Raw genomic sequence first — 24,206 nt, 5'->3', positions numbered from 1 at the left:
CTGAATCGAGCGCCATGGCGGCCTGACAGGCCTTCATGCGAGGCGAGTCGAGGAGCCCTCAGGCTGTCTTGCGCACCCGTGGCTGATAGTTGGGAAAAAAAACCTGAAAAAATAGCCCGAAAGACTCCATCTGCCGGGCAGGCCCGATACAATACGGGGCGTCTTCGGGGATAACAAGCGCGGCATCATGCATTCGTTTCCAGGCGCGCCGCCGGCCTTCCCCCTTCTTGAAATAAAGTGAATTGAATGAGGTTGATGTCATGCTTTACCGTTTCGCCGCCCGGCCAGCCCGTCGCTGGCTCTCTCCCTTGTTGCTCGGACTGATGCTGGCGCCGCCGTTGCAGGCGACCACAGTGGTGCAGCAGCCTGCACTGTCAGACAGGCAGACCCTGGTCAAGGGTAACGGCGCCGAACCCGAGTCCCTCGACCCTGCCCAGATCCGCTCCGGTTTCCCGGGGGAGGTGGTGCTGGTGGACTTGTTCGAGGGGTTGGTGAGCGAAGATGGGCAGGGCAGGATAGTGCCGGCTCAGGCTCTGCGCTGGGAGACCAGCGAGGATGGTCTGGTGTGGCGCTTCTTCCTGCGCCCGCAGCTCAAGTGGTCCAATGGCGAGCCGCTCACCGCCCGGGATTTTGTCTACGCCTGGCGGCGTCTGCTGAGCCCGGAGCAAGCCTCGCCCTCCGCCGGCCTCCTACTCGCGACCGGCATCAACAACGCCCAGTCCATCTATGCCGGAGCACTCGATCTCGATGCCCTGGGGGTGGAGGCCGAGAGCGACCAGATCCTCAAGGTGATCCTGGAGCGGCCCGTGCCCTACTTCCTGCAACTCATCAGCCAGCGCCCCTTCGTGCCGGTCAACGAGCGGGCCATCGCCCAGTTTGGCAAGCAGTGGACCCAGCCTGGCAAGATGGTGAGCAACGGTCCCTACAGGTTGGTGAACTGGGTGCCGAACGAGCGGATCGAAGCCGAGCGCAACGTCCAGTACTGGGATGATGCCCATACCCGGATCCAGCGGGTGACCTATCTGCCCCTCGCTTCCCAGCATGCGGAGCGGCTGCGCTACGAGGCGGGGGAGATCCAGCTCACCAACAGGGTGGCGCTGGAATACTACCAGAAGACCATGGCGGAGACCCCGGAGCGGATCTGGGGCCTGCCGCTGCTGGGCACCTACCTCTATACCTTCAACCTGCGCCGCCCCGAATTGCAGGATGTGCGGGTGCGACAGGCGCTCTCCATGGCCGTCGATCGCCGCCTGTTGACCGAGAAGGTGAGTGGTCAGGGGGAGCGGCCAGCCTGGTCGCTGCTGCCCGGCATGCCGGACTATCAAGAACTGGGGTCGGCGCTGGCCCTGGAGGATATGCCGACCCGTCTGGCCAGGGCCGCCACCTTGCTGACGGAGGCGGGCTACAACAGTGCCCACCCGCTCAAGTTAACGCTGACCTACAACACCTCGGAGAACCACAAGAAGCTGGCCCTGGCGGTCGCGGCCATGTGGAAGCCGCTGGGAGTGGAGATCACCCTCAACAACATGGAGTGGAATGCCTATCAGGTGGCCAAGGACAGCGGTGATTTCATGCTGGCCCGCTCATTCTTGTTTGGTGATTACGTGGAGCCCTCGTCCATGCTGGGCAGTTTCCGCTGTCAGGATCCCCAGAACGAGAGTGGCTATTGCAATCCGGCCTTCGACGGCCTGTTGCAACAGGCCGCGGACACGCTGGATGGCAGCGCACGAACCGGACTCTACCGCAAGGCCGAGCAACTGCTGATGGAAGAGATGCCCGTCATCCCCGTCTATCACTACAACCAGATGAGGTTGGTGGATCCCGCCCTGCGCGGCCTGCCGAGCAGCAACCTGAAGGGAGCCATCGCCACCAAGGATCTCTACTTCAGCCAGCCATGAGGAGTGCGCGATGAAGATAGCCATCATTTCCGATCTGCACGGCAGCCTGCCTGCCCTGGAGCAGGTGCTGGCGCAGCTCGCTCCCTGGCAGCCGGATCACTATCTGTTGCTGGGGGATCTGCTCAACCACGGCCCGCGCAATCCGGTGCCGGCGGGGTATGAGCCTGCCGCCGTGGCGGCGCGGCTCAACCAGCTGGCCCCCCGGATCATGGCGGTGCGGGGCAACTGCGATTCGGAGGTGGATCAGATGCTGCTGCACTTCCCCATCACGGCCCCCTATAACCAGTTGCTGGTGGACGGGCGGCGCTGGTTCGTCAGCCACGGTCATCTCTATGATCCCGAGGCGGTGCCCTTGCCGGCGGGCAGCCTCTTCATCAGCGGCCATACCCACCTGCCCATATTGCGACGAGAAGCGCGGCAAGAAGGGGAACTGGTGCTGGTGAACCCGGGATCCATCTGTTTTCCGAGGGGAGAATGGGCAGCCAGCTATGGCCGGTATGAGGATGGCGTCATGAGTATTCACGCCTGCCGCGACGGGACGACACTGATGGAACTGGTGCTCTGACGGCAGGGCATCAAGAGAAGGAAGGAGAGAGAATTAGGCCTTGATCCCCAGGGAGCGGGTGCCCGAGCGGGTATTGCCCTTGGCGTCATAGGTCAGGGAGTTGCTGTCACGCAGCTTGCTGAGGAAGCTCGCCAGCCGGCGATTGGAGATGATGCTGAGTTCGAGCAGCCGACCGTTGAGGTTGTTCTGCTCCTGACAAGCTTCCAGCTTGGCTTGCAGGGCCTGCAACTGGGTCGGGAAGGCACCGAGTTGTTGCTGCAGATCGGGCAGCTCGGCCAATGTCTTGTCCAGGGTCTCGATGGCCTCAAGCAGTTGCTGCTTGCGCTCGGCCAGCGCCGGCAAGGCCAGAGCCCGGTGTGCCTTGAGCAGGTCAAACTCCTCTGCCAGCAAACCTTGCATCTGGGAGAGGTTGTCGTCTTGGGCGTGCAGCAGCGAAGGCAGTTCCATCATCCCAGCCGTTTGTCCAGGTCTGCTTCGAAGCTGAACATCTTCCTGGCCACGGCTTCGCTGTTGACCTTGTATTCCCCACTGGCCACGGCCTTCTTCAGGCTTTCGACGCGGCTCTCATTACCGGTGGAGGCGGTGTTGAGGGTCTTCTGCATCTGTTGCAATTGCTGCGCCTCACTGGTCAAGGAGACAGAGTCGGTCTTGACGGTCGCCGCGCGATTGCTCTCGGCAGAGGTCGCGGACTTGGCGGCTACACCTTGACTGGTCCCGTTGTTTTGCAACCGGCTGTTTGCCAAGTTGTTGATATTGTTGATAGCCATACGGTTTACCTTCGTCTACTTTGCTGTTCGCTTACCCGGTTATCGGTGACGGCGGTCAGAACTTTAGAAAAAAATTGCTGCATTAATAAAGCAGTCAGAATGTGACTACCACGGAGCCAACGGCACTGACCTGGCCTTGCACCGCTCTGCCCGAACGAATGTTGACGAGCCTGATCATGTCTCCGAAGCTGCCATCTTGCAAGGCGCGGGCCATGGTTTTGATCTGCATGCTGCTGTTTTCCGCACTCAGGGTGACCTGGTCCCCCTTGCAGACCACGCAAACCTGGGTGAGCCGAATTGGCTGGCCCGGCTTGAGTTCACGCTTGCTGCGCACCCCGATGAGGGCGCTCGGGTCGGTGAGATAGTCACCGCGGATCAGGGTCTGATCCTGATAGGCCAGGGTCAGCATGGACTCGCTCAGTATGTCCCCCTTGGCCACGGGAGCCGCGACGGTGACATAGGGCTTCTGAATGCTGACCCGCACCGGAAGATAGAGATCCCAAGGTTTGTTTCCCTCGCACTTGAGGTAGACGGTGGTGTTGCGGCGGATCTCCATCTTGGCCGGGAGGGAGATAGTCAGCCCCTCTTCGCAGTGGTGCAGGGGGAGGCGTTCATCTATGGTGCCGGCTTTCACCTCGGCCTGGGCATCGAGAGGGACATCCAGCTGGTCGAGAACGAACGCCTGTGCCTGCTCCTGCAGATAGTCGGTGACCTCGGATGCCATGGCGTGAGAGAGGCTGCAAAACGGCAGTAAGATGAGGAAAAGTCTATTAATCATTTTTGCTTACCGGTCGATAAGTTGTTCACGTACACCATCGCAGTTAACTATGCTTGCTGCAGATTTCGGTTGTCGAGACATCGATAGTCTGATGCAAGCCAATGTGCATGCACACACAACATGCACGATCAGTGCCAAGCGTTTTTTAGGGAGTGTTTATGGCGAGTATTCTGGACTCGGTCAACCAACGGACCCAGCTGGTGGGACAAAACCGGTTGGAGCTGCTGCTGTTTCGTCTCAACGGACGTCAAAGATTTGGCATCAACGTATTCAAGGTACGTGAGGTGCTGCAGTGCCCTCCCTTGACCGTCATGCCCAAGCTCAACTCCTGCATTCGCGGCGTGGCGCACATTCGCGGCCAGACCATCTCGGTGATCGATCTCAGCATGGCGATGGGCAAGCGCCCCATCCAGGACATCTCCAAATGCTTCATCATCATCTCCGAGTACAACAGATCCGTTCAGGGATTTCTGGTCCATTCGGTCGAGCGCATCATCAACATGAACTGGGAGTCCATCCTGCCCCCTCCCAAGGGTGCTGGTCGCATCAACTACATGACGGCAGTGACCGAGGTGGATGGCGAGCTGGTGGAGATCCTGGATGTGGAGCGTATTCTCAACGAGATCTCGCCGGTCTCCACCGAGGTGAGTGCCGAGCTGGTGGAAGCCAGCGTGGAGCGCAATCCCCACGGCCGTCCTGTGCTGGTAGCCGACGACTCCTCGGTGGCACGCAAGCAGGTACAGCGAGCGCTGGAAGCCATCGGGGTGCAATGCGTGCTGGCCAAGGATGGACGGGAGGCCCTCAACATGCTGCTGGAGATGGCCAAGCAGGGCCCCATCCTCGATCAGATTGCCCTGGTCATCTCCGACATCGAGATGCCGGAGATGGATGGCTACACCTTCACCGCCGAGATCCGCAACAATCCCAACCTCAAGGATTTGCATGTTATCCTGCACACATCCCTCAGTGGGGTGTTCAATCAGGCCATGGTGCAGAAAGTTGGTGCGAACAACTTCATTGCCAAATTCCAGCCTGATGAATTGGCCAAGGCCGTACAAGGCGCTCTCTAATAAAGAAGAACAACTGCATGAAGACACTTTCGGACGACTTATACAGGCAATTCAGCAATTTTCTGGCGCAGCAGAGCGGCATAGTGCTGGGTGACAACAAACAGTATCTGGTCAAGAGCCGTCTGTCGCCCTTGATGACTCAGTTTGGTATCGAGAGTCTGTCTGAACTGGTGACCCGGGCGATGAACGTGCGTGAACGGGAGCTCAAGATGGCTGTGGTCGATGCCATGACCACCAATGAAACCCTGTGGTTTCGCGATACCTACCCGTTCCAGCTGCTGAGCGACAAGATTTTCCCCGAGCTCGGCAAGAGTGGTCGTCCCATCAAGATCTGGTCTGCGGCTTCCTCCTCCGGGCAGGAGCCTTACTCCATCGCCATGACGGCGCTGGAGCAGCAGGTCAAACGCCCTGGCACCTTGCCGGGTGGGGTACAGATAGTGGGGACCGACATCTCCAGCACCATGCTCAACCAGTGCAAGGAAGGGGTGTATGACAGCCTGGCACTGGCCCGTGGCCTCTCCCCCGAACGCAAGCGGCTGTTTTTTGAGCCCTGCGGCGACAACAAGATGCGGGTATCGGAGCGTGTCAGAAAATTGACCAGCTTCCGGCCCCTGAACCTGCTGGAGAGCTACAGCCTGCTCGGCAAGTTTGACATCATCTTCTGCCGCAACGTGCTTATCTACTTTGCGCCCGAGGTGAAGTCCAAGATCCTCAACCAGTTTGCCAGCAGCCTCAATCCTGGCGGCTATCTGATGCTGGGGGCCTCGGAGTCCCTGGCGGGCCTCACCGACAAGTTCGAGATGATCCGCTGCAACCCCGGCATCGTCTACAAGGTCAAATAACTCCCCTCGTCCCTCTTTGGCACACCTCTTGCTAAACATTCGTGAAGCAGGAGGTGCGCTATGGCAATTTCATTCGACAAGGCATTCGGTGTTCACCAGTACACGCTGAGCGTTCGCGCCAAGCGTGCGGAGGTGTTATCGAGCAACATCGCCAACGCGGACACGCCGGGCTTCAAGGCCCGTGACATCAACTTCTCCCAAGCGTTGCAGGATGCCCAGAGCCAGCAAGGGTTCGGGCTGTCCACCACCAGCGAGAAGCATTTCGCCTTGCAGATGGATGCCCCCGGGTCGACCCAGTATCGCAACCCCCTGCAACCGGATACCGGCGACGGCAATACCGTGGATGTGCAGCAGGAGCGCAGCGAGTTCCTGCGCAACAGCCTCGAGTACCAGGCCTCCCTCGAATTCATGAATGGCAAGATAAGCGGCCTGCTCAAGGCGTTGAAAGGAGATCAGTAATGAGTTTGTTCAAGGTCTTTGACATTGCAGGCTCTGCCATGAGCGCGCAGTCCGTCCGCCTCAATACGGTGGCCAGCAACATGGCCAACGCCGACAGCGTCAGCTCCAGCGTGGAAAAAACTTACCATGCCAGGCGGCCAGTCTTTGCCGCCCAGCTGGATCAGGCCATGTCCGACAAGCAGGCCTCGGTGGGGGTGGATGTGAAGGGCATCGTCGAGAGCGATGCGCCGCTGCTCAAGGAGTACAACCCGAACCACCCCATGGCGGACAAGGATGGCTTCATCTTCAAGCCCAACGTCAACATGGTGGAGGAGATGGCGGACATGATCGCCGCTTCCCGCAGTTACCAGACCAACGTCCAGGTTGCTGATGCGGCAAAGAAAATGCTGCAGCAGACCCTTGGCCTCGGCAAGTCCTGATAGAGGTGAACCCAGATGACTGAGACTTGTGACGGCCTGCATGACTGCGGCCATGAGGTCGACCCGTACGGCGTGCGGCAAACCCGGACAGAGGGGGAATCATAAGTGGCAGATACCTATGACAGCCTGCTTGGCGTCAACCGGACGACGGCCGCCCAGACCAATACGACCAACACCACGACCCAGAAGAAGGAGCTGGATCAGGAGTCCTTCCTGAAGCTGCTGACCATGCAGCTCTCCTATCAGGATCCGTTCAAGCCGGTGGACAACGCCCAGATGTTGTCCCAGATGACCTCGATGTCGACCTCCCAGGGGATCAGCAGCCTTTCCACCCAGATGGAGAGCCTCAACAGCCTGATGACCTCCAGCCAGGCGTTGCAGGCCTCTGCCCTGGTGGGCCAGAACGTGCTCATCCCCTCCAACACGGGGTATGTGGAGAAGGGCGGCACCCTCTCCGGCGTCATCGCCACCGGGGACGGTGGCAGCAACGTCAAGGTGACGGTGAAGGACGAGAGCGGCCAGGTGATCAAGGAGTTCTCCCTCGAAGGGGACCATAAGGGAAACGTGGCCTTCGAGTGGGATGGCCTGGACAAATCGGGCAATGCCGCCAAGAGCGGCAAGTATTCGATAGAAGCGCACGCCACCGTGGATGGCAAGTCCGAGAGCGTGCCGGCGCTGACCTATGCCAAGGTGGAGAGTGTCACCCTGGGCACCAGCACCAACCCCAGCACCCTCAAGCTCAAGGGACTGGGTGGCATCTATCTGACCGATGTATTGGAAATTGGCGGGACGTCCGGCAAGTCGGCCACGACCCCGACCCCGACGCCGACCCCGACCTCTAACGCAGTGATCTAAGGAGAAAGACATGTCATTCAACAATGCCCTCAGCGGCATCAATGCGGCTCAGAAAGACCTGAACGTCACCGCGAACAACATTGCCAACGTCAATACCACCGGCTTCAAGGAGTCCCGCGCCGAGTTCGCCGACGTCTACGCCAACTCCATCTTCGTCAATGCCAAGACCCAGGTCGGCAACGGGGTGGCGACGGGGGCGGTAGCGCAGCAGTTCCACCAGGGGGCGCTGCAATTCACCAACAATGCGCTGGATCTCGCCATTCAGGGCAACGGCTTCTTCGTGACCTCCGATGGCCTGACCAACCTGGATCGCAGCTACACCCGCTCCGGCGCCTTCAAACTCAACGAAAGCAGCTACATGGTCAGCAACTCCGGCGGCTACCTGCAGGGGTACGAGATCAATACCGATGGCACCCCCAAGGCGGTGAGCATCAACGCCACCAAGCCCATCCAGATCCCGGACAAGGCCGGCGAGCCGGTGCAGACAACGACGGTCGAGGCTGGCTTCAACCTGCCTTCCAGCACGAAAACGCTGATGGATGTCAATGCCTCCCAATTCGATCCCAAGGATTCGAGTACCTACGCCTCCTCCACCTCGGTGGTGGCTTACGACTCCCTGGGGGAGCCGCACACCATCACCCAGTACTTCACCAAGGAAGCGGATCCGGCAGACCCGACCAAGGCGGCGGTGCCGACCGCCTGGCGCATGTACCTCTATGAAGGGGACAAGCCCATCGACGTCGTGGGCGGTACGGCCACCACCATGGCCACCGGCTTGAGTCAGGCGCCCCTGAGCGCCCGGGTGACCTTCGATGCCTCCGGCAAGATGGTGACGCCGACCACGCCGGCCGTCATCAAGACCGAACAACTGGGGGCGACGGGGGCCGGCATCATCACCAACGGTGCCGACGGCACCCAGGAGATCGAGTTCAAGCTCGGCACCGTGACCCAGTACGCCTCCCCATTTGAAGTGAGCAAACTGACCCAGGATGGCTCCACCGTCGGTCGGCTGACCAAGGTGGAGATCGGGGCGGACGGCATAGTCTCCGCCACTTACAGCAACGCCACCACCGTCAAGGTGGCCATGGTGGCCATGGCCAAGTTCGCCAACTCCCAGGGGCTGACCCAGGTGGGGGACACCTCCTGGCGCCAGTCCCTGCTCTCCGGTGATGCCCTGCCAGGCACCCCGAACTCCGGCACCTTCGGTTCCATCAAGTCGTCGGCGCTGGAGCAGTCCAACGTGGACTTGACCACCGAGCTGGTGGACCTCATCACCGCCCAGCGCAACTTCCAGGCCAACTCCCGTTCGCTGGAAGTGAACAGCTCCCTGCAGCAGAACATACTGCAGATCCGCTAAGGTTTTTCGCGGTGACAAGGGGCGCTCATGCGCCCCTTGTCGTTTCTGATGCGGCGTTTTTTTCCCCTCTGCTTCGCCCTTCCCATATCTCTTGGCACTCAATTTGCAGTTGTCCTGCGAGAGTCATCTGTTTGACGGAGGATCCCATGGATCACCTGCTTTATATCGCCATGTCCGGGGCCAAGGAGAACATGAACAGCCTGGCTGTGCGTGGCAACAACCTGGCCAATGCCAACACCATCGGCTTCAAGTCTGATTTCGAGCAGGCGCGCAGCATGCAGGCGTTTGGCGAAGGACTGCCCACGCGGGTGTTTGCCATGACGGAGCGACCGGGTCAGAACCTGCAGCACGGCCTGCTGCAGACCACGGGCCGGGATCTTGACGTCGCCGTTGACGGTTCGGGCTGGATTGCGGTGCAGGATCCCAACGGTGCCGAGGCCTATACCCGCATGGGCAACCTGCAGCTCAATGCCACCGGCAATCTGCAGACCTCGACCGGGCTCAATGTGGTGGATGACGCCGGTCAGCCCATCGTGCTGCCATTGCCCATGGAGAAGATCGAGATCAACCGGGATGGCACCATCAGCGGCCGTCCCGAGGGCGCCGCCGCCAACCTGCCGGAGGATTTCCAGCGCATCAAGCTGGTCAATCCGCCGAGCGATGCGGTGGAGAAGGGCCAGGATGGCCTGTTTCGTCGCAAGGATGGCCAGGCGGAGGCCGCGTCTGCCGACGTGGGCCTGATCGCCGGTTCCCTCGAGGGGAGCAACGTCAACGTGGTCGACGAGATGACCAACCTTATTCGCTTGCAACGTCAGTTTGAAACTCAGGTCAAGATCATGAAGACCGCCGAGGAGAACGACGAGGCACAAACCCAGCTGCTGCGTATCAGCTAATCAAGGAGTACCCCATGAATCCTGCACTCTGGATCAGCAAGACCGGCCTCGATGCCCAGCAGACCAACATCTCGGTCACCTCGAACAACCTGGCGAACGCCAGCACCGTGGGCTACAAGAAGGCTCGCGCCATCTTCGAGGATCTGCTCTATCAAAACGTCAACCAGCCCGGTGGCCGCTCCTCGGCAGACACCGAACTGCCCTCCGGCCTGATGCTGGGGGCGGGGGCCAAGGTGGTCGCCACCCAGAAAAACCACAGTCAGGGCAACGTCCAGACCACGGACAACTCCCTGGATCTGATGATAAGCGGCCGTGGTTACTTCGAAATCCAGCTGCCGGACGGCAGCGCGGCCTACACCCGCAACGGCCAGTTCACCCTCAATGATGAGGGCACCATCGTCACCCCGGGCAACGGCTACCCGCTGCAGCCGGAGATCCAGATCCCCGAGAATGCCCAGAGCGTGACGGTGGGGGAGGATGGTCAGGTGTCGGTACAGCTCAAGGGGGATGGTCAATCCCAGGTGGTGGGCCAGATCAACACCACCGACTTCGTCAACCCCACCGGCCTGCAACCCATGGGGGAGAACCTCTTCGTCGAGACCCAGTCCAGCGGCGCCCCCATCCAGGGGACGGCCGGTGCGGACGGGCTCGGAGTCATCAAACAGGGGATGCTGGAGACCTCCAACGTCAACGTGACCGAGGAGCTGGTAAACCTGATCCAGGCCCAGCGGGTCTATGAGATGAACTCCAAGGTCATCTCGGCAGTTGACTCGATGATGTCCTTCCTGACCCAGCGCACCTAATCCAGCCACCTAAGCGGAGACGCATGATGAAAGCCATCTGGATGCTGGGCCTGCTGATGTTGGCAGGCTGCAGCAGCACCCCCAATACCGCCAGGCCCGACGACCCCGAATTCGCCCCCGTGTATGGCGAGTCGGAGCCGGTGTCGGTGCGCCCGACCGGGGCCATCTTCCAGCCCGAGCAGGTCAACGGCATCTACTCGGACATCAAGGCCCATCGGGTGGGCGACATCATCACCATCGAGCTGGCGGAGTCGACCTCGGCGTCGAAGAAGGCCAACACCCAGAGCGGCAAGGACAACAAGATGGAGCTGGAGCCCGTCACCCTGGGCGGGGTGCCGGTGACGGCGAGCCCCTATGACCTGTCCGCCTCCATCGGCCAGAGCAGTGCGTTCAAGGGTCAGGCCAAGGCGGACCAGAGCAACAGTCTGCAGGGCAACATCTCGGTCAGCGTGGTCAAGGTATTGCCGAACGGCAACCTGTTGGTCCGTGGCGAGAAGTGGATCATGCTCAACAACGGCAACGAATATATCCGCATCACCGGACTGGTGCGCCCGGAGGACGTGAGCTCGGAGAACAGCGTCTCGTCCCAGCGGGTCGCCAACGCGCGCATCCATTACGGTGGCACCGGCGATCTGGCCAACACCCAGGAACAGGGGTGGCTGACCAGCTTCTTCAACGGCCCCTGGTGGCCCATTTAATACTCGGACCCCGGGTCGCCAACGAAGACCCGGGGCCAGGATGGTTTAGTCAGGAGATGTCATGAACCGACTCCGTTTGCTCGGCCTGCTGTGCTGTATCTTGCCGTTCGGGCTGGCGCACGCCTCCCGCATCAAGGATCTCAGCTCGGTGGAAGGGGTGCGCAGCAACCAGTTGATCGGCTACGGTCTGGTGGTGGGCCTGCCCGGCACGGGCGAGAAGAACAACGCCTTCACCGAGCAGACCTTCAGGACCATGCTCAACAACTTCGGCATCAAGGTGCCGGACAACATCAAGCCCAAGATCAAGGACGTGGCGCCGGTCGCCATCCACGCCGATCTGCCCCCCTTCTCCAAGCCGGGTCAGACCATAGACGTCACCGTCTCCGCCATCGGCGAGGCGAAGAGCCTGCGCGGCGGCACCCTGCTCCAGACCTTTCTCAAGGGGCTGGATGGCCGCGTCTATGCGGTGGCCCAGGGCAGCCTGGTGGTCGGTGGTCTCGGGGCCGAGGGGGCGGATGGCTCCAAGGTGGTGGTCAATACCCCGACCGTGGGGCGCATCGCCAACGGGGCGACCGTGGAGCGTGAGGTGCCGAACTCCTTCGCCCAGGGGGACACCATCACCTTCAACCTGAACCGGCCAGATTTTACCACTGCCCGGCGGGTAGCCGACGTGGTCAACGATCTGGTGGGCCCGAACACGGCCCAGGCGCTGGACGCGACCTCGATCAAGGTGTTCGCGCCGCGGGATCCAAGCCAGCGAGTCTCTTACCTCGCCACCATCGAAAATCTGGAAGTGGATCCGGCCACCGAGTCCGCCAAGATCATCGTCAACTCGCGCACCGGCACCATCGTCATTGGCAGCGAGGTCAAGTTGCGGCCAGCCGCCATCAGCCATGGGGGACTGACGGTCACCATCGCCGAGAACCAGCAGGTCTCCCAGCCCAATCCGCTGGCCGGCGGGCAGACGGCCGTCACCAACAACTCCACCATCAACGTGCAGCAGGAGCCGGGACGTATGTTCAAGCTCGACACCGGCGCGACCTTGGACGATCTGGTGCGGGCGGTGAATCAGGTGGGGGTCGCCCCCGGCGATCTGATGGCGATCCTGGAGGCCCTGCAGCAGGCGGGTGCGATCCAGGGTCAACTGGTCATTTTGTAATTTCTTGAGCGGCAAGCGGTTGCCACGGGCGGCAAAGAGGTAGGTTATGGCAGAGTTCGACACCCAGAGCGGTATCAATCTTGGCATGGTGCAGGACGTTCAGAACCTGGACAAGCTGCGCCAGATGAGCCTGAGCAAGGAAGGGAAGCAAGAGGCACTGATGGCGGCTGCCCGTCAGTTCGAGTCCATCTTCACCCAGACCCTGTTCAAGGGGATGCGCCAGGCCAACTCGGTGCTGACCGAAGACAACCCGATGAACAGCAGCTACACCCAGTTCTACGAGGGGATGCTGGACGAGCAGCGGGTCGCGGATATGTCGAGCAAGGGGGGCCTTGGCATCGCCGAGATGGTGGCCAAGCAGTTCTCCCCCGAGAAGACCTTTACCCACAATGACGGCCGGGTGCTCAAGTTGCCCCAGCGCACCGAGCGGGTCTACAAACCCTATCAACCCCCCAGCGCCTCCAACGATCTGATCGCAGCCTCCAAAGTTGGCAAAGATTTTGCTGATAACGAAATGAAGAACGAGATGAAGGGAGGGGTAAATGGGGCCGAGCCTCCGTTGACCCTGCCCAGACGACCCCATCGCACCGTGCCACCCATGGGCAGCAGCCCGCGTGCCTCGGCCCTGGACGGGAGCGCCAAGGTGTTTGACAGTCCGGAAGAGTTCGTCGAGCGCCTGATGCCGCTGGCCAAGAAGGCGGCGGACAAGCTGGGGCTGAGCCCGGCGGTACTGGTGGCCCAGGCCGCCCTTGAGAGTGGCTGGGGCAAGCGGGTGATCAAGGACGGGGAGGGGCAGATGAGCCACAACTTGTTCGGCATCAAGGCGGATCCGCGCTGGGAAGGACCCAGGGCCGTGGTGAGCACCCTGGAGTACGAGCAAGGAGTGGCGTCGCGGCAGAAGGCGGCGTTTCGCTCCTACGAATCGTTTGAAGAGAGCTTCAACGACTATGTGGACTTCCTGACCTCGGGGACCCGCTACAAGGGCGCGCTGGCCAAAGTGGACAGTCCGGATCGCTACTTCGAGGCGCTGCAGCAGGCCGGTTATGCCACCGATCCCCAGTACGCCAGCAAACTGAAACAGGTATTGCGCAGTGATGCCATCGCCGGCTACTCGTCACCCGGCAACACTGCGACCAGGAACACAGAGATGGAGCTGTAAGCTATGGCAAGCGATCTGCTTGGAATCGGGACTTCGGGTGTGTTGGCCCAGCAGCGACTGCTGCAGACCACCAGCAACAACATAGTGAACGTCAACAGCCAGGGCTATGTACGTGAACGCACCCTGATCTACACCAATTCCGTCGGATTGGGCACGGGCGACATGGTGAGCGAGCGGGTCATCAACGCCTACGCCCAGGCTGAGGTGCGCCGGGATACCTCCGCCTACCATGCCGCAGGCTCTCGCTACGATCAGCTGTTCCAGATCGACAGCCTGCTGGGGGATGCCAGCAACAGCGTGGGCACCACCATCACCTCCTACTTCAAGGCCTTCCACACCGCCAACGAATCGCCGGCGGAAGTGGGTGGGCGCAAGACCACCCTGAGCGAGCTCAACGGCATGGTGGACCGCTTCCACACCCTCTCCGCCCAGCTCGACAAGCAGAGCGACACCATCAACGCCACCATAGGGGACGAGACGGACAGGGTGAACAGCCTGCTGAGCAGCATCAACGATCTGAACCAGGCCATCATCCGCACCCAGGGTTCGCCGGAAGAGAACCTGATGCTGTTCGATCAGCGTGATGAGGCGATCCGCCAGCTCTCCGAGAAGATGGAAGTCCGCACCGTGACCCAACCCAACGGCAGCATGCTGGTCAACATGAGCACGGGGCACTCCCTGGTGCTGGACGGCGGCGTGGCCCAGTTCAAGGTGGTGCCGGGCAGCCCGGACTCCCGGGATGCGAGGCTTCAGCTGACCCTGGGGGCCAACCAGGCCAACATCAATGACAAGGATCTGGGAGGCGCCATCGGCGGCCTCTTCACGGCGCGCAACGATCTGGAGCCCGCCAAGCGGGAGCTGGGCCAGCTGGCGATCGCCATGGCCGATGCCATGAACCAGCAGAATCGTCTCGGCATGGATCTGGACAACGAGCTGGGGGGGGATCTCTTCTCCCTCAAGGGGAGCCAGGGGCTCCCCTATGCCGGCAACCAGGGCAACGGCGCCGCCAGCGTCAACTTCGTGCCTGGCAAGGGCTCGGAAGTGACCACCTTCGACTACGAAGTGCAGTTCAACAGTGCCACCGGTTACGAGGTCTTCTCCATCGACGGCTCAGGCCAGCGCACCTCGGTGGCGACCGGCACCACGCCCCCCGCCACCTTCGAGGTGGCGGGGCACGGCATCGAGATCGACCTGTCCGGCACCCCGGTCGGGGGCGACAAGATAGTGCTGCAACCCACCAGGCATGCCGCAGCCAACCTCGAGGCCGCGATCACCCGGCCGGAAGACATTGCGTTGGCATCCCCCATCAAGGCGGACAAGAATTCCCAGAACCTGGGCTCGGGCGAGATCAAGGTCAACAGCGTCTACAACACAGGGGCCGGGTCGGGTTTTGGCACCAACACCCTTGACCCGAGCGCCCCCCAGGTTATCAAGATCGACGACAGCGGCAACTACGAGGTCTATGACAAGAACAACAACCTGCTCGGCGTCGCACCCGCCTCCAGCAAGGGGCAGAACCTGATGGCCGCCCTCGAGATGCCGTTGGGGACCCCCATAGTGCCGCCCCCGACCCCGGGCTACGACTTCAGCATCACCGGCAAGGTGGAGGCCAACGACAGCTTCACCCTGAGTTACAACAAGGACGGGTTTGCCGACAACGCCAACGGGCTGGCACTGGCGGAGCTGCAGAACAAGGAGCTGGTGCGAAAGAACAACAACGCCGCCACCAGCAACGACAAGATGACCTTCAACGACGCCTACAGTGGCCTGGTGACCGGGGTGGGCAACAAGGCCAGCCAGGCCAAGACGTTGCTGCAGGCCAACGAGGCCAAGCTGACCCAGAGCACCGCCATCTTCGAGAGCGTCTCCGGTGTCAACCTGGAGGAGGAGGCGGCCAATCTCATCCGCTTCCAGCAGTCCTACGCCGCCTCGGCCCAGATAGTCAATACCGCCAAGACCATCTTCGATACCCTGCTGTCGTCCGTGAGGTAACCCATGCGCATCACCACCAACATGATCTACGACCGCAACCTTGCCTCCATGAGCAAGGTGAGCGAGCGTCAGAATACCGCCTATGAACAGCTGATGACGGGGGAGAAGTTCTCCCGGGCGGGTGAAGACCCCTCTGGCATGGGCCAGAAGATGGCGCTGACCAAGGAGATCGATCTCTTCAAGCAGTACGGCGTCAACGGCAGCCTGCTGGAGAACAGCCTGGGCCACGAGGAGACAGTGCTCACCTCCCTCAACAACGCCATGCTGAGCGCCCAGACCCTGATCCAGAAGGCGAACAGCTCGGCCATGGGCTCGGAGGAGCGCAACGCCATCGCAAGCGAACTGGAGGGGCTGCAAAAGCAGATGTTCGATCTGATGAACAGCAAGAACTCTCAGGGGGAGTTCATCTTCGGCGGCAACCAGAGCAAGACCCAGCCCTTCGTGAAAGATGGGAGCGGCAACTATGTGTTCCAGGGGGACACGGGGCAGCGCAGCATCCAGGTCTCCCCCACGGTGCAGATCCCGGCCAATGACTCCGGCTTCGATCTGTTCGAGATGGTGGCGACCCGGCGCACCGCCAGTGGCACCAGCGCCAACATCCAGGTAGGGGTGGGGGACCAGGGCAATTTCGAGAGCTTCTATCGCAACAATTATGACTCCTCTCTTGCCAGCAATTCGTTCACCGTGAGCACGGTCGCGGGCCCGCCGGATACTTACGAGATCACGGACAGCGGCGGCACAGTCGTGCAAAACGGGGGCTACAGCGCGGGCAACAAGATCGCCTTCAACGGGCTGGAGCTGAGCCTGGATCTGCCGGCAGGGGGGGCGGATCAGACCTTCGTGCTGGACAAGCCGAAGAACGACAGCGTGCTCAACGGCATGTCCGACTTCCTCACTGCCCTGCGCGACCCCAGCCTCTCGGCGGACGGTTTCCAGCTGGCGGTGGCGGATGCCACCACCCATATGAACAACGCCAGGACCAAGATAGACAGGGGGCTCGGTGAGTTGGGTGGCCGGATGAACAGCCTGGAGCAGGTGATGGGCTCGAACGATGGCCTCAGCACCCTGAACCAGCAGGCGCGGGCCAAGGTCTCCGAGGCGGACATGTACGAGGTGATTGCGGCGCTCTCCAAGGAGGACGCGGCCATGAGCGCCTCCCAGCTCGCCTTCAGCAAGATAAGCAAGCTGACCCTGTTCGACTATATCCGCTGATATCTACCCGTTGATCGCACGCTCCCCCATGGCCCAGGCCCGGGGGAGCGCTCTTTTCATGGGCGGCCCTTTTCCCCTCCAATTTGTAACAACCCGTTGCCAGGGGCCCCACGAGCCTTGACTCGACCCGCCCCGGCGCCGATGATGCCGCCCGCACCACCCAGGTGGCGCGCATTTTTCGCAGCATCTCGTTAGGCGAGGCTCCTGCATAAACACAGGCCACTGATCTCACGACGTCCAGAGACGCCCAAGATCAGGACAGTTTTCATCGGATTAAGGTGTCAACCCAAGTGGCTTCCGGCATGCCGGATACGTTATGCAGTGCTAAAGCTGGTACGTGGGGATGAAAACACGCCGGACGGCGTCATTTCCTGCCTGTTACTCGTCAATCAAATTGCTGTTTTCTTGTCGACAGCGACCGGTGTGAGCCGGTTGCCTTCAGGCCCTGCCTGAAATCACATGAGGATATCTGTGATGAAGAAAACACACACCCTGCTCAACCGTCATCAACTGCTCGATCTCGCCGCCCTGCAGGGCTGGCTCGACCACAACCTGGACCCGATGCAGCGGGCCGATCAACTGCTGACCCTGCGCCCGGAAGAGCTCAACTGCGTCTTCGATACCCTGCCTGTGCCGCGAGGGGCCGCCCTGCTCGGCGCCCTGTCGGCGGAGAGCGCAGGCCAGCTGCTGCTGCGCCTGCATGGCAGCATAGTGGGCGTGCTGCAGGAGGCCATTCCCCGGCGCGAGATGGTGGCCATCCTGCGCAGGCTGGGCCCTCAGGATCGCACCAGGCTGCTGAGCCGCTTCCCGACCCAGGCGCAGGCCATCTATGCCTCCCTGCTCGATTGGCCTAGCGAGTCGGTCGGTGCCAACATGCGCCACGAATACCTGGCCGTCGATCAGGGCACCACGGTGGAGAGCGCCAAGCGGCGGATCCACGACGCCTGGGACAAGGCCCAGCTATTTCAGCAGCTCTATGTGGTCGACGGCGAGCAGCGCCTGCTTGGCAGCGTCTCCCTCAAGTCCCTGCTGATCGCCGATCCCCTGCGGCCGGTGAGCGAGCTGATGGAGCGGGAGGCGGTGCGGATCAACGCCCGGGCGGATCAGGAGCTGGCCGCCCGCCTGCTGATCGATCGTGACATCTCGACCCTGCCGGTGGAGGATCAGGGGCGCCTGGTGGGGGTCTTCCACGTGGATGACGCCGCCGACATCCTGGAGCTCGAATCCACCGAGGATGCGGAGTTGCAGGGGGGCTCATCCCCCCTGGACACCCCCTATCTGCAGGCAACTCCCTGGCAGCTGTGGCGCAAGCGGGTGGGCTGGCTGCTCATCCTGTTCGTGGCGGAAGCTTACACAGGCACAGTGCTGCGGGCCTTCGAGGAGCAGCTGGAGGCGGCCATCGCCCTGGCCTTCTTCATCCCGCTGCTCATCGGCACCGGCGGCAACAGCGGCACCCAGATCACCACCACCATAGTGCGGGCCATGGCGGTGGGGGAGGTGAGCCTGAAGAACCTCGGCACCGTGTTGAAGAAGGAGCTCTCCACCGGCCTGCTCATCTCGGTCGCCATTGCGATGGCCGCCTGGGTACGGGCCTGGAGCCTGGGAGTCGGCCCCGAGATCGGCATGGTGGTCACCCTCACCATCATCGCCATCGTGCTCTGGAGCGCCACGGTCGCCTCGGTGATCCCCATGGTGCTGCGTCGCCTGCGCATCGATCCGGCGGTGGTCTCTGCCCCCTTCATCTCCACCCTGGTGGATGGCACCGGCCTCATCATCTATTTCGAAATCGCCAAGTGGCTGCTGCCCGAGCTGCAGTGACTACGACAGAAAGCAGAAAGGCAGCCATCGGCTGCCTTCTTTCGTTTGAGGTGAACGATCACCCGAGCTGGAACAGCAGGGGCCAGCCCTGCTCCTGGCAATAGCGGTGCTCCTTCTCCAGGTTCTGGATCAGCAGGCGGTTCTCCTCGCACCAGTCGGTGGGCAGGGTGACCACCAGCTGATCCCCGGCGGCCTGTACCCGCCACTCCGGCAGCAGGTTGTCCTGGCGTCTGTGGTGGGCCGCCACCGCGAGGCGCAGGATGCGGATGCAGCGCAGCACCGTCTGCTCGTCGTGGTTGGGCAGGGCGGGCAGCTCGGAGAGCTTGAGCCCCTTGCGCTGGAAGCGCACCAGGGCCGCCAGCAGGGCCTGATCGTCCTGATTGAAACCGGGCAGATCCGTGTTTTGCAGAATGTAGGCGGAGTGACGATGGATGCCGCTGTAGTTGATGGCAAGGCCAATCTCGTGCAGCCGCGCCGCCCAGCCGAGGATGGCGCGATAGGGCTCGATGGGCATTTCCCAGGGATCGCTCAGGGCATCGAACAGATCGAGGACGCTCCGCTCCACCCGAGTGGCCTGGCGCTTGTCGATGTGGTAGTGGGAGCTGAGGGCCAGCGCGGTGCGCTCGCGAATGTCGTGGTGCTGCAGTCGCTCCTCGAACTCATAGAGCAGCCCCTCGCGCAGGGCGCCGTCAGAGTACTCCATCCGATCGATGGGCAATGAGGTGAAGAGCCCGAGCAGTATGGCCACGGCGGCGGCAAAGACTCCCTGGCGCTCCTCGGTGAGGCCGGCGAGTTTGAGCTGGTCGACCTTCTTGTGCTTGAGCATCTCTTCTTTCAGCCGCTCCAGTCCCGCTAGCGTGATGGCGCCATCGGTCCACTCTTCCCCCTGCAGGACGTCGCGCACTGTGCGAATGGATCCCGAGCTGCCGAGACAGCTCTGCCAGCCCAGCTTGCGGTACTGGTTGATGATGGGAGCGAGCTGGTGCTGCGCTTCCAGCACTGCGTTGTTGAAGGCCTTCTCGCTCAGCTTGCCGTTTCCAAAGAAGCTCTGGGTAAAGCTGACGCAGCCCATCTTGCGGCTGGTGAGGGCCTTGTGTTCGAATCCCTCGCCGATGATGAGTTCGGTGCTGCCGCCACCTATGTCCACCACCAGCACCTGGCCCTCGATGTGCTGGGTATGGGCGACCCCCTGATAGATGAGGCGGGCCTCTTCCTGGCCGCTGATGATTTCGATGGGGTGGTTCAGCACCTCGGCCGCCTCGCGCACGAAGTCGCGGGCATTGCTGGCACGGCGCAATGTGTAGGTGCCGGCGATGCGGATCTGATCCGGCTTGATGTTGGTGAGGCGCTCGGCGAACAGGGCGAGGCAGTCGAGCCCCCGTGCCATGGCCTCCGGGGACATGCGGCGCTGCTCATCCATCCCCTCGGCGAGGCGAACCCGCTCCTTGATGCGATCGACGATCTGCATCCGCCCCTCGTTGAGGCGGGCGATGACCATGTGGAAGCTGTTCGACCCCAGATCGACAGCAGCGTACAGACTATTGTCCATTGTTTGACTCGATACGTTTGAGATAGTCGTAAATCGCAACCTGGGAGCGAACCTTGCGGCGGTTGCCCCGCTTCACGTACTCGTTCTTCTGGTCGGCATCGATGACCCGCGCCTTGCAGGTGTCGCTCAGCTGCAGATCGAGGATGTCCAGGATGCGCTGTTTCAGCCGCTCGTCGTAGATGGGGGTACCCACCTCGATCCGGCCGTCGATGTTGCGGCTCATCCAGTCGGCACTGGAGATAAACAGCTGGGGATTGCCCTTGTTGTGGAACACCATGACCCGCGGATGCTCCAGGAAGCGGTCTATGATGCTGATGACCTGGATGTTGTCACTGAGGCTAGGCACCCCGGGACGCAGCGCGCACATGCCACGGATGATCATCTGGATCGGCACCCCGGCCTGACCGGCGGCATAGAGTCGGTTGATGAGGTCTCTGTCCACCAGGTTGTTGATCTTGAGGGTGATACCGCAGGGCTGGCCCGCCTTGGCGTTGGCCAGCTCGTTGTCGATGAGACGATAGAGCTGGCGACGGCAGTTGATGGGGGAGACCAGCAGGTGGTTGAATTTGTAACGTTTATAGGGGTACTCGATGTATTCGAACACCCCCTCCACCTCGGCGGTGATGTCCGGGTGGCGGGTCAGCAGGGAGAAGTCGGTGTAGATCTTGGCGGTCTTCTCGTTGAAGTTGCCGGTGCCGATATGGGCGTAGCGCACCGCCTCGCCATTTTCATGGCGGGTGATGAGGCAGAGCTTGGAGTGGATCTTGAGGCTCGGCACCCCGAACACCACCTTGACCCCCGCATCGGTCAGGATATTGGCCCAGTCGATGTTGGCTGCCTCGTCGAAGCGGGCGCGCAGCTCCACCACCACTGTCACCTTCTTGCCGTTGTTGGCGGCGTCGATGAGGGAGTGGATGATCCGTGACTTCTTGGCAACCCGGTAGATATTGATGCGAATGGCGCTGACCGCCGGATCGAACGCCGCCTGGCGCACCAGCTCGGTGAAGTGGTGGAACTTGTGATAGGGGTAGTAGAGCAGTATGTCCTGCTTGGTGATGGCGTCGAAGGCGTTGACGAAGCCATCGAAATCACGGCAATCCAGGGCCGGCAGCTTGGGGTTTTCCAGATAGTCCCGGCCCACGTTGGGGAAACCGATGAAATCCTTGAAGTTGTGATAGCGCCCGCCCGGCATGATGGCGTCGTAGGAGCTGATCTGCAGCTTGAGCTTCAAGAAACTTATCATGGCGGCGGGCATCTCCCGCTCGTAGACGAAGCGCACCGGCATGGCGGTGAGGCGCTGCTTCAGGCCATCACTCATCTTGTCCACCAGGCTCAGATCCAGCTGGTCGGAGAGATCGTACTCGGCATCCCGGGTCAGCTTGACCGCATAGGCCGCTATCTCGTCGTAGTCGAAGAAGCCCTTGAAGATCTCGTCCAAGCAGAAGCGGATGACGTTGTCCAGGATGATGATCTGCTTCTTGCGGCGGGTTCCCTCCGGCGGTAGCTGGAAGAAGCGGGGCAGGTCGTCGGTCGGTACCTCCACCAGGGCGTACTGGATCACCTGGCCGTTCTTCTTCATCTCGACGGCGAGATAGGTGTGCTCGTCTTTGAGGAACTTGACCGGGTTGACCTCCTTGTTGAGGAGGATGGGGATGATATGACGCAGCACCTTCTCCTTGAAGAAGACCCGCAGCCACTGCTGGATCGCCTCGGAGAGCTGGTTTTCATTCACCAGGAAGATGTTGTGGCGGGCTAGGGCGATCAGCAACTCCTTGTAGGTGTTGTCAAACGCCTCGCCGAGCGCCATTACCTTCTGCTGGATGGCGCGCAGCAACACCTTGGCCTCGTCGTCGCCGCCGTGCACCTCGTTGATGAGGATGCGGCGCTTGACGTCCGAGACCCGAACCTTGAAGAACTCGTCCTGGTTGGAGGAGAAGATCCCCAGAAAACGGACCCGCTCGATGAGGGGGACCGTCTTGTCCATTGCCTCTTGCAACACCCGTTCATTGAATGAGAGCCAGCTAAGCTCTTTCTCTTCATACTGCCTGTCGGTGCTCATCTGGTGCCTCTGTGCTCAGGTTGCGTCTGCGCGGAAGTTATGGCGTCAAACCATGACAAATTTATGACAACCCGCGCTATTCGGTCAGATCGTGATCGATGTCGACCACCAGATCGTCGGAGAGGGACTCCAGCGCGGTGATCAGATCGTCGAGTTCGAGCTGGGGCGGCAGGGCCACCAAAGCATGGGCATAGAACAGGGGGGCGCCAGAGTGGGGGGCGGGCTCGCATCCCGTGGTGAGGTCGGCGACGTTGATGTTGAGCTGGCGCAGAATGCTGGCTACCTCGTGCACTATGCCCGGTCTGTCGTTGCCGGTGACGCTCAGCATCAGCTGGTGGGCGGGCTCGGGGCTGAGCTGGCCTTCGGCGAAGCTCACGGTGAGACCCGGCAGCATCACCAGCGCCTCGCACAGGCTGCGATAGTGTTCATCCGGCACGGCGACGTGCAAAATGCCGGCAAATTGCCCCGCCAGTTCGCTCATGGAGCTGGCCAGCCAGTTGCCCTGCTGACGGGTGATGGTGTCGGCCAGGCTCTCGACGATGCCGGGCTTGTCTGCGCCGATCACGGTGACGACCAATTGCTTTTGCATCCTGCTCTCCTTGAATGGGACTGCTTGGGGTCAGTTGACGTTTCGCCGCGACCGTTGCGGTATCTTCTGTGCGCCGAAACGTCCATAGGCTCTAGCATTGTGCCTGCTGCGACAGGCCATATGAAGCCCGCCTCACGCAAATTTAGTGAAAAAACGCGAATGCCGGAACGGCGTTGATTTCAGCTCTGCCTGCCTGGGTTCCCCCGTGGTAGAGTGTTGCCCCTTCGTGTTTGATGAACTGGATATGTCTTGTGAACGGGGTATGTGTTTATGAATAGCCTTGTCGTATCGGGATCCGTGTTGTTGGTGCTGCTCCTGCTGGTGATCCTCTGGCGCAGGAGCAAGAGGGGCAAGGCCGAGCCCTATGAGCTGCAGGAGACCCTGTTCAGCCCGGCGGAGCGCGCCTTCCTCGGGGTGCTGGATCTGGCGGTCGGCGACCAGGCCCGGGTCTTTGCCAAGGTCAGGGTGGCGGATGTACTGACCCCGCAGGCGCGGCTGGGCAAAGGCAAATGGCAGCAGGCGTTCGACATGATCAGCGCCAAGCGCTTTGACTATCTGCTCTGCCACCCGACGGATCTCTCCTTCCTGTGCGCCGTCGAACTCGATGACAGCGCCCATCGCCACCAAAAGCGCAAGGTGCGGGATCTCTTCCTGAAGTCCGCCTGTGACAGTGCGGGCTTGCCTCTGCTGCAGATCCCGGCCAGCAGCCATTACCAGGTCGACGAGCTGCGCGAGCAGTTATTGCCCCTGCTGGTCAAGACGAGTCTCCCGGTGGAGGATCTGTTGCCGGGGGAGCGTCGCGAGCCGACCTTCAATCCCTTGCTGCTCGACGGGGTGGACTTGAGTGCATCCCACCACGGGGGGCGCATGTCCAGGTCGCCACAGGCCGAGCCGCCCCAGCCTGACGAGCAGGAACCGGTACCGATGGACAATCCCTTCATCGGTCCGGATGAAGAGGAGGAGGCCTCCGCCTCTGTGCCCCATTGCCCCCGCTGCGCGGCGCCTCTGGTGGCCCGGGAAGCGAAGAAGGGTCCCCATGCCGGCCGTCTGTTTCTGGCCTGCAGCCGTTTCCCCGAGTGCCGTTACGCCGCCCCCCAGGAGCAGGCCAGGCACTGATCCCCGCTCTGGCGCCGGCTGCGGTCGGCGTCTTGCCTCTCCTGCACCGCGTTCCACCCCGGGCGCCTGGCCGACAGCGGCTGTCCGAGTGTGATCCCCATCCCGCCCGGGCCGCGCCAAGCACGACAAGTTTTGACAAACCGCCAGAA

The 24,206-nt window shown here is 61.7% G+C and carries 23 protein-coding genes and 1 riboswitch; of the genes, 17 read left to right on the top strand and 6 right to left on the bottom strand.

The window, feature by feature from the left end; genetic code table 11:
• Window positions 1-260 precede the first annotated feature (260 nt).
• Both KW824_RS05830 and yfcE read left to right on the top strand, forming a co-directional pair.
• Window positions 261-1,898: a peptide ABC transporter substrate-binding protein gene (locus KW824_RS05830; RefSeq protein ID WP_218409224.1), complete on the top strand. Its 1,638-nt coding sequence runs from the start codon at window positions 261-263 to the stop codon at window positions 1,896-1,898.
• 10 nt (window positions 1,899-1,908) lie between these two features.
• Window positions 1,909-2,463 (top strand): phosphodiesterase, encoded by a 555-nt coding sequence (gene yfcE, locus KW824_RS05825; protein WP_171273554.1) that lies wholly within the window; start codon window positions 1,909-1,911, stop codon window positions 2,461-2,463.
• Window positions 2,464-2,496: 33 nt separating this feature from the next.
• Here yfcE and KW824_RS05820 read toward each other — a convergent pair whose 3' ends face one another.
• From KW824_RS05820 to flgA, 3 genes are all read right to left on the bottom strand, one after another.
• Complete coding sequence (locus KW824_RS05820) at window positions 2,497-2,913, bottom strand: flagella synthesis protein FlgN (protein ID WP_005329757.1); 417 nt, start codon at window positions 2,911-2,913, stop codon at window positions 2,497-2,499.
• The gene (gene flgM / locus KW824_RS05815; RefSeq protein WP_005329758.1) at window positions 2,910-3,230 is read right to left on the bottom strand and encodes a flagellar biosynthesis anti-sigma factor FlgM; all 321 of its coding nucleotides are present in this window, start codon (window positions 3,228-3,230) and stop codon (window positions 2,910-2,912) included. The genes KW824_RS05820 and flgM overlap by 4 nt, the downstream gene beginning before the upstream one ends.
• Window positions 3,231-3,324: 94 nt before the next feature.
• Window positions 3,325-3,930 (bottom strand): flagellar basal body P-ring formation chaperone FlgA, encoded by a 606-nt coding sequence (gene flgA, locus KW824_RS05810; RefSeq protein WP_371316610.1) that lies wholly within the window; start codon window positions 3,928-3,930, stop codon window positions 3,325-3,327.
• Window positions 3,931-4,166: 236 nt separating this feature from the next.
• Between flgA and KW824_RS05805 the strand changes: the two genes are divergently transcribed.
• The 14 genes from KW824_RS05805 (at window position 4,167) to mgtE (ending at window position 18,744) form a co-directional block, all read left to right on the top strand.
• Window positions 4,167-5,078, top strand: coding sequence for a chemotaxis protein CheV (locus KW824_RS05805; RefSeq protein WP_025327540.1), 912 nt, complete (start codon window positions 4,167-4,169; stop codon window positions 5,076-5,078).
• A gap of 17 nt (window positions 5,079-5,095) precedes the next feature.
• Window positions 5,096-5,920 (top strand): protein-glutamate O-methyltransferase CheR, encoded by an 825-nt coding sequence (locus KW824_RS05800; RefSeq protein ID WP_005329773.1) that lies wholly within the window; start codon window positions 5,096-5,098, stop codon window positions 5,918-5,920.
• Window positions 5,921-5,980: 60 nt separating this feature from the next.
• Entirely contained in the window at window positions 5,981-6,379 is a 399-nt protein-coding gene (flgB, locus tag KW824_RS05795; RefSeq protein WP_005329774.1) for a flagellar basal body rod protein FlgB, read from the top strand.
• Window positions 6,379-6,798 carry a flagellar basal body rod protein FlgC gene (flgC, locus tag KW824_RS05790; protein ID WP_005329775.1) on the top strand — a complete coding sequence of 140 codons (420 nt, stop codon included), beginning with the start codon at window positions 6,379-6,381 and terminating at the stop codon, window positions 6,796-6,798. Before flgB ends, flgC begins: the two co-directional genes overlap by 1 nt.
• A 105-nt stretch (window positions 6,799-6,903) precedes the next feature.
• A complete protein-coding gene (locus KW824_RS05785) occupies window positions 6,904-7,653 on the top strand; it encodes a flagellar hook assembly protein FlgD (RefSeq protein WP_218409222.1) in 750 nt (249 codons plus the stop codon).
• A 10-nt stretch (window positions 7,654-7,663) separates the two neighbouring features.
• Complete coding sequence (gene flgE / locus KW824_RS05780) at window positions 7,664-9,010, top strand: flagellar hook protein FlgE (protein WP_042648968.1); 1,347 nt, start codon at window positions 7,664-7,666, stop codon at window positions 9,008-9,010.
• 146 nt (window positions 9,011-9,156) lie between these two features.
• Window positions 9,157-9,903 (top strand): flagellar basal-body rod protein FlgF, encoded by a 747-nt coding sequence (gene flgF, locus KW824_RS05775; RefSeq protein WP_005329778.1) that lies wholly within the window; start codon window positions 9,157-9,159, stop codon window positions 9,901-9,903.
• 14 nt (window positions 9,904-9,917) lie between these two features.
• A complete protein-coding gene (gene flgG / locus KW824_RS05770; protein ID WP_005329779.1) occupies window positions 9,918-10,706 on the top strand; it encodes a flagellar basal-body rod protein FlgG in 789 nt (262 codons plus the stop codon).
• Between the two features lie 26 nt (window positions 10,707-10,732).
• Window positions 10,733-11,404, top strand: a complete 672-nt coding sequence (gene flgH / locus KW824_RS05765) for a flagellar basal body L-ring protein FlgH (protein WP_041206052.1) — start codon at window positions 10,733-10,735, stop codon at window positions 11,402-11,404.
• Window positions 11,405-11,465: 61 nt separating this feature from the next.
• Window positions 11,466-12,563, top strand: a complete 1,098-nt coding sequence (locus KW824_RS05760; protein ID WP_041206051.1) for a flagellar basal body P-ring protein FlgI — start codon at window positions 11,466-11,468, stop codon at window positions 12,561-12,563.
• Between the two features lie 46 nt (window positions 12,564-12,609).
• The gene (gene flgJ, locus KW824_RS05755; RefSeq protein WP_218409221.1) at window positions 12,610-13,722 is read left to right on the top strand and encodes a flagellar assembly peptidoglycan hydrolase FlgJ; all 1,113 of its coding nucleotides are present in this window, start codon (window positions 12,610-12,612) and stop codon (window positions 13,720-13,722) included.
• A gap of 3 nt (window positions 13,723-13,725) precedes the next feature.
• On the top strand, window positions 13,726-15,714 hold the full coding sequence (locus KW824_RS05750) for a flagellar basal body rod C-terminal domain-containing protein (protein WP_218409220.1): 1,989 nt from the start codon (window positions 13,726-13,728) through the stop codon (window positions 15,712-15,714).
• Between the two features lie 3 nt (window positions 15,715-15,717).
• Window positions 15,718-16,926 carry a flagellar hook-associated protein FlgL gene (gene flgL, locus KW824_RS05745; RefSeq protein WP_139751081.1) on the top strand — a complete coding sequence of 403 codons (1,209 nt, stop codon included), beginning with the start codon at window positions 15,718-15,720 and terminating at the stop codon, window positions 16,924-16,926.
• A gap of 180 nt (window positions 16,927-17,106) precedes the next feature.
• Window positions 17,107-17,276: riboswitch (M-box (ykoK) riboswitch) on the top strand.
• 124 nt (window positions 17,277-17,400) lie between these two features.
• Window positions 17,401-18,744, top strand: coding sequence for a magnesium transporter (gene mgtE / locus KW824_RS05740; protein ID WP_218409219.1), 1,344 nt, complete (start codon window positions 17,401-17,403; stop codon window positions 18,742-18,744).
• 58 nt (window positions 18,745-18,802) lie between these two features.
• Here the strand turns inward: mgtE and ppx are convergent, their stop codons facing one another.
• The 3 genes from ppx to KW824_RS05725 all read right to left on the bottom strand — a co-directional run bounded on the left by ppx (window position 18,803) and on the right by KW824_RS05725 (window position 22,941).
• Window positions 18,803-20,293: an exopolyphosphatase gene (gene ppx, locus KW824_RS05735; RefSeq protein WP_218409218.1), complete on the bottom strand. Its 1,491-nt coding sequence runs from the start codon at window positions 20,291-20,293 to the stop codon at window positions 18,803-18,805.
• The gene (ppk1, locus tag KW824_RS05730; RefSeq protein WP_218409217.1) at window positions 20,283-22,352 is read right to left on the bottom strand and encodes a polyphosphate kinase 1; all 2,070 of its coding nucleotides are present in this window, start codon (window positions 22,350-22,352) and stop codon (window positions 20,283-20,285) included. The genes ppx and ppk1 overlap by 11 nt, the downstream gene beginning before the upstream one ends.
• Window positions 22,353-22,428: 76 nt before the next feature.
• Window positions 22,429-22,941, bottom strand: coding sequence for a glycine cleavage system protein R (locus tag KW824_RS05725; protein WP_106886366.1), 513 nt, complete (start codon window positions 22,939-22,941; stop codon window positions 22,429-22,431).
• A 270-nt stretch (window positions 22,942-23,211) separates the two neighbouring features.
• On the opposite strand from KW824_RS05725, the gene KW824_RS05720 reads away from it, so the two are divergent.
• Window positions 23,212-24,057 carry a DUF2726 domain-containing protein gene (locus KW824_RS05720; protein WP_218409216.1) on the top strand — a complete coding sequence of 282 codons (846 nt, stop codon included), beginning with the start codon at window positions 23,212-23,214 and terminating at the stop codon, window positions 24,055-24,057.
• Window positions 24,058-24,206 lie beyond the last annotated feature (149 nt).

The sequence above is a fragment of the Aeromonas sp. sif0611 genome, from assembly GCF_019218845.1.
GTDB classification, from domain to species: domain Bacteria; phylum Pseudomonadota; class Gammaproteobacteria; order Enterobacterales; family Aeromonadaceae; genus Aeromonas; species Aeromonas media.
This window is presented reverse-complemented; position numbering and strand designations above follow the sequence as displayed.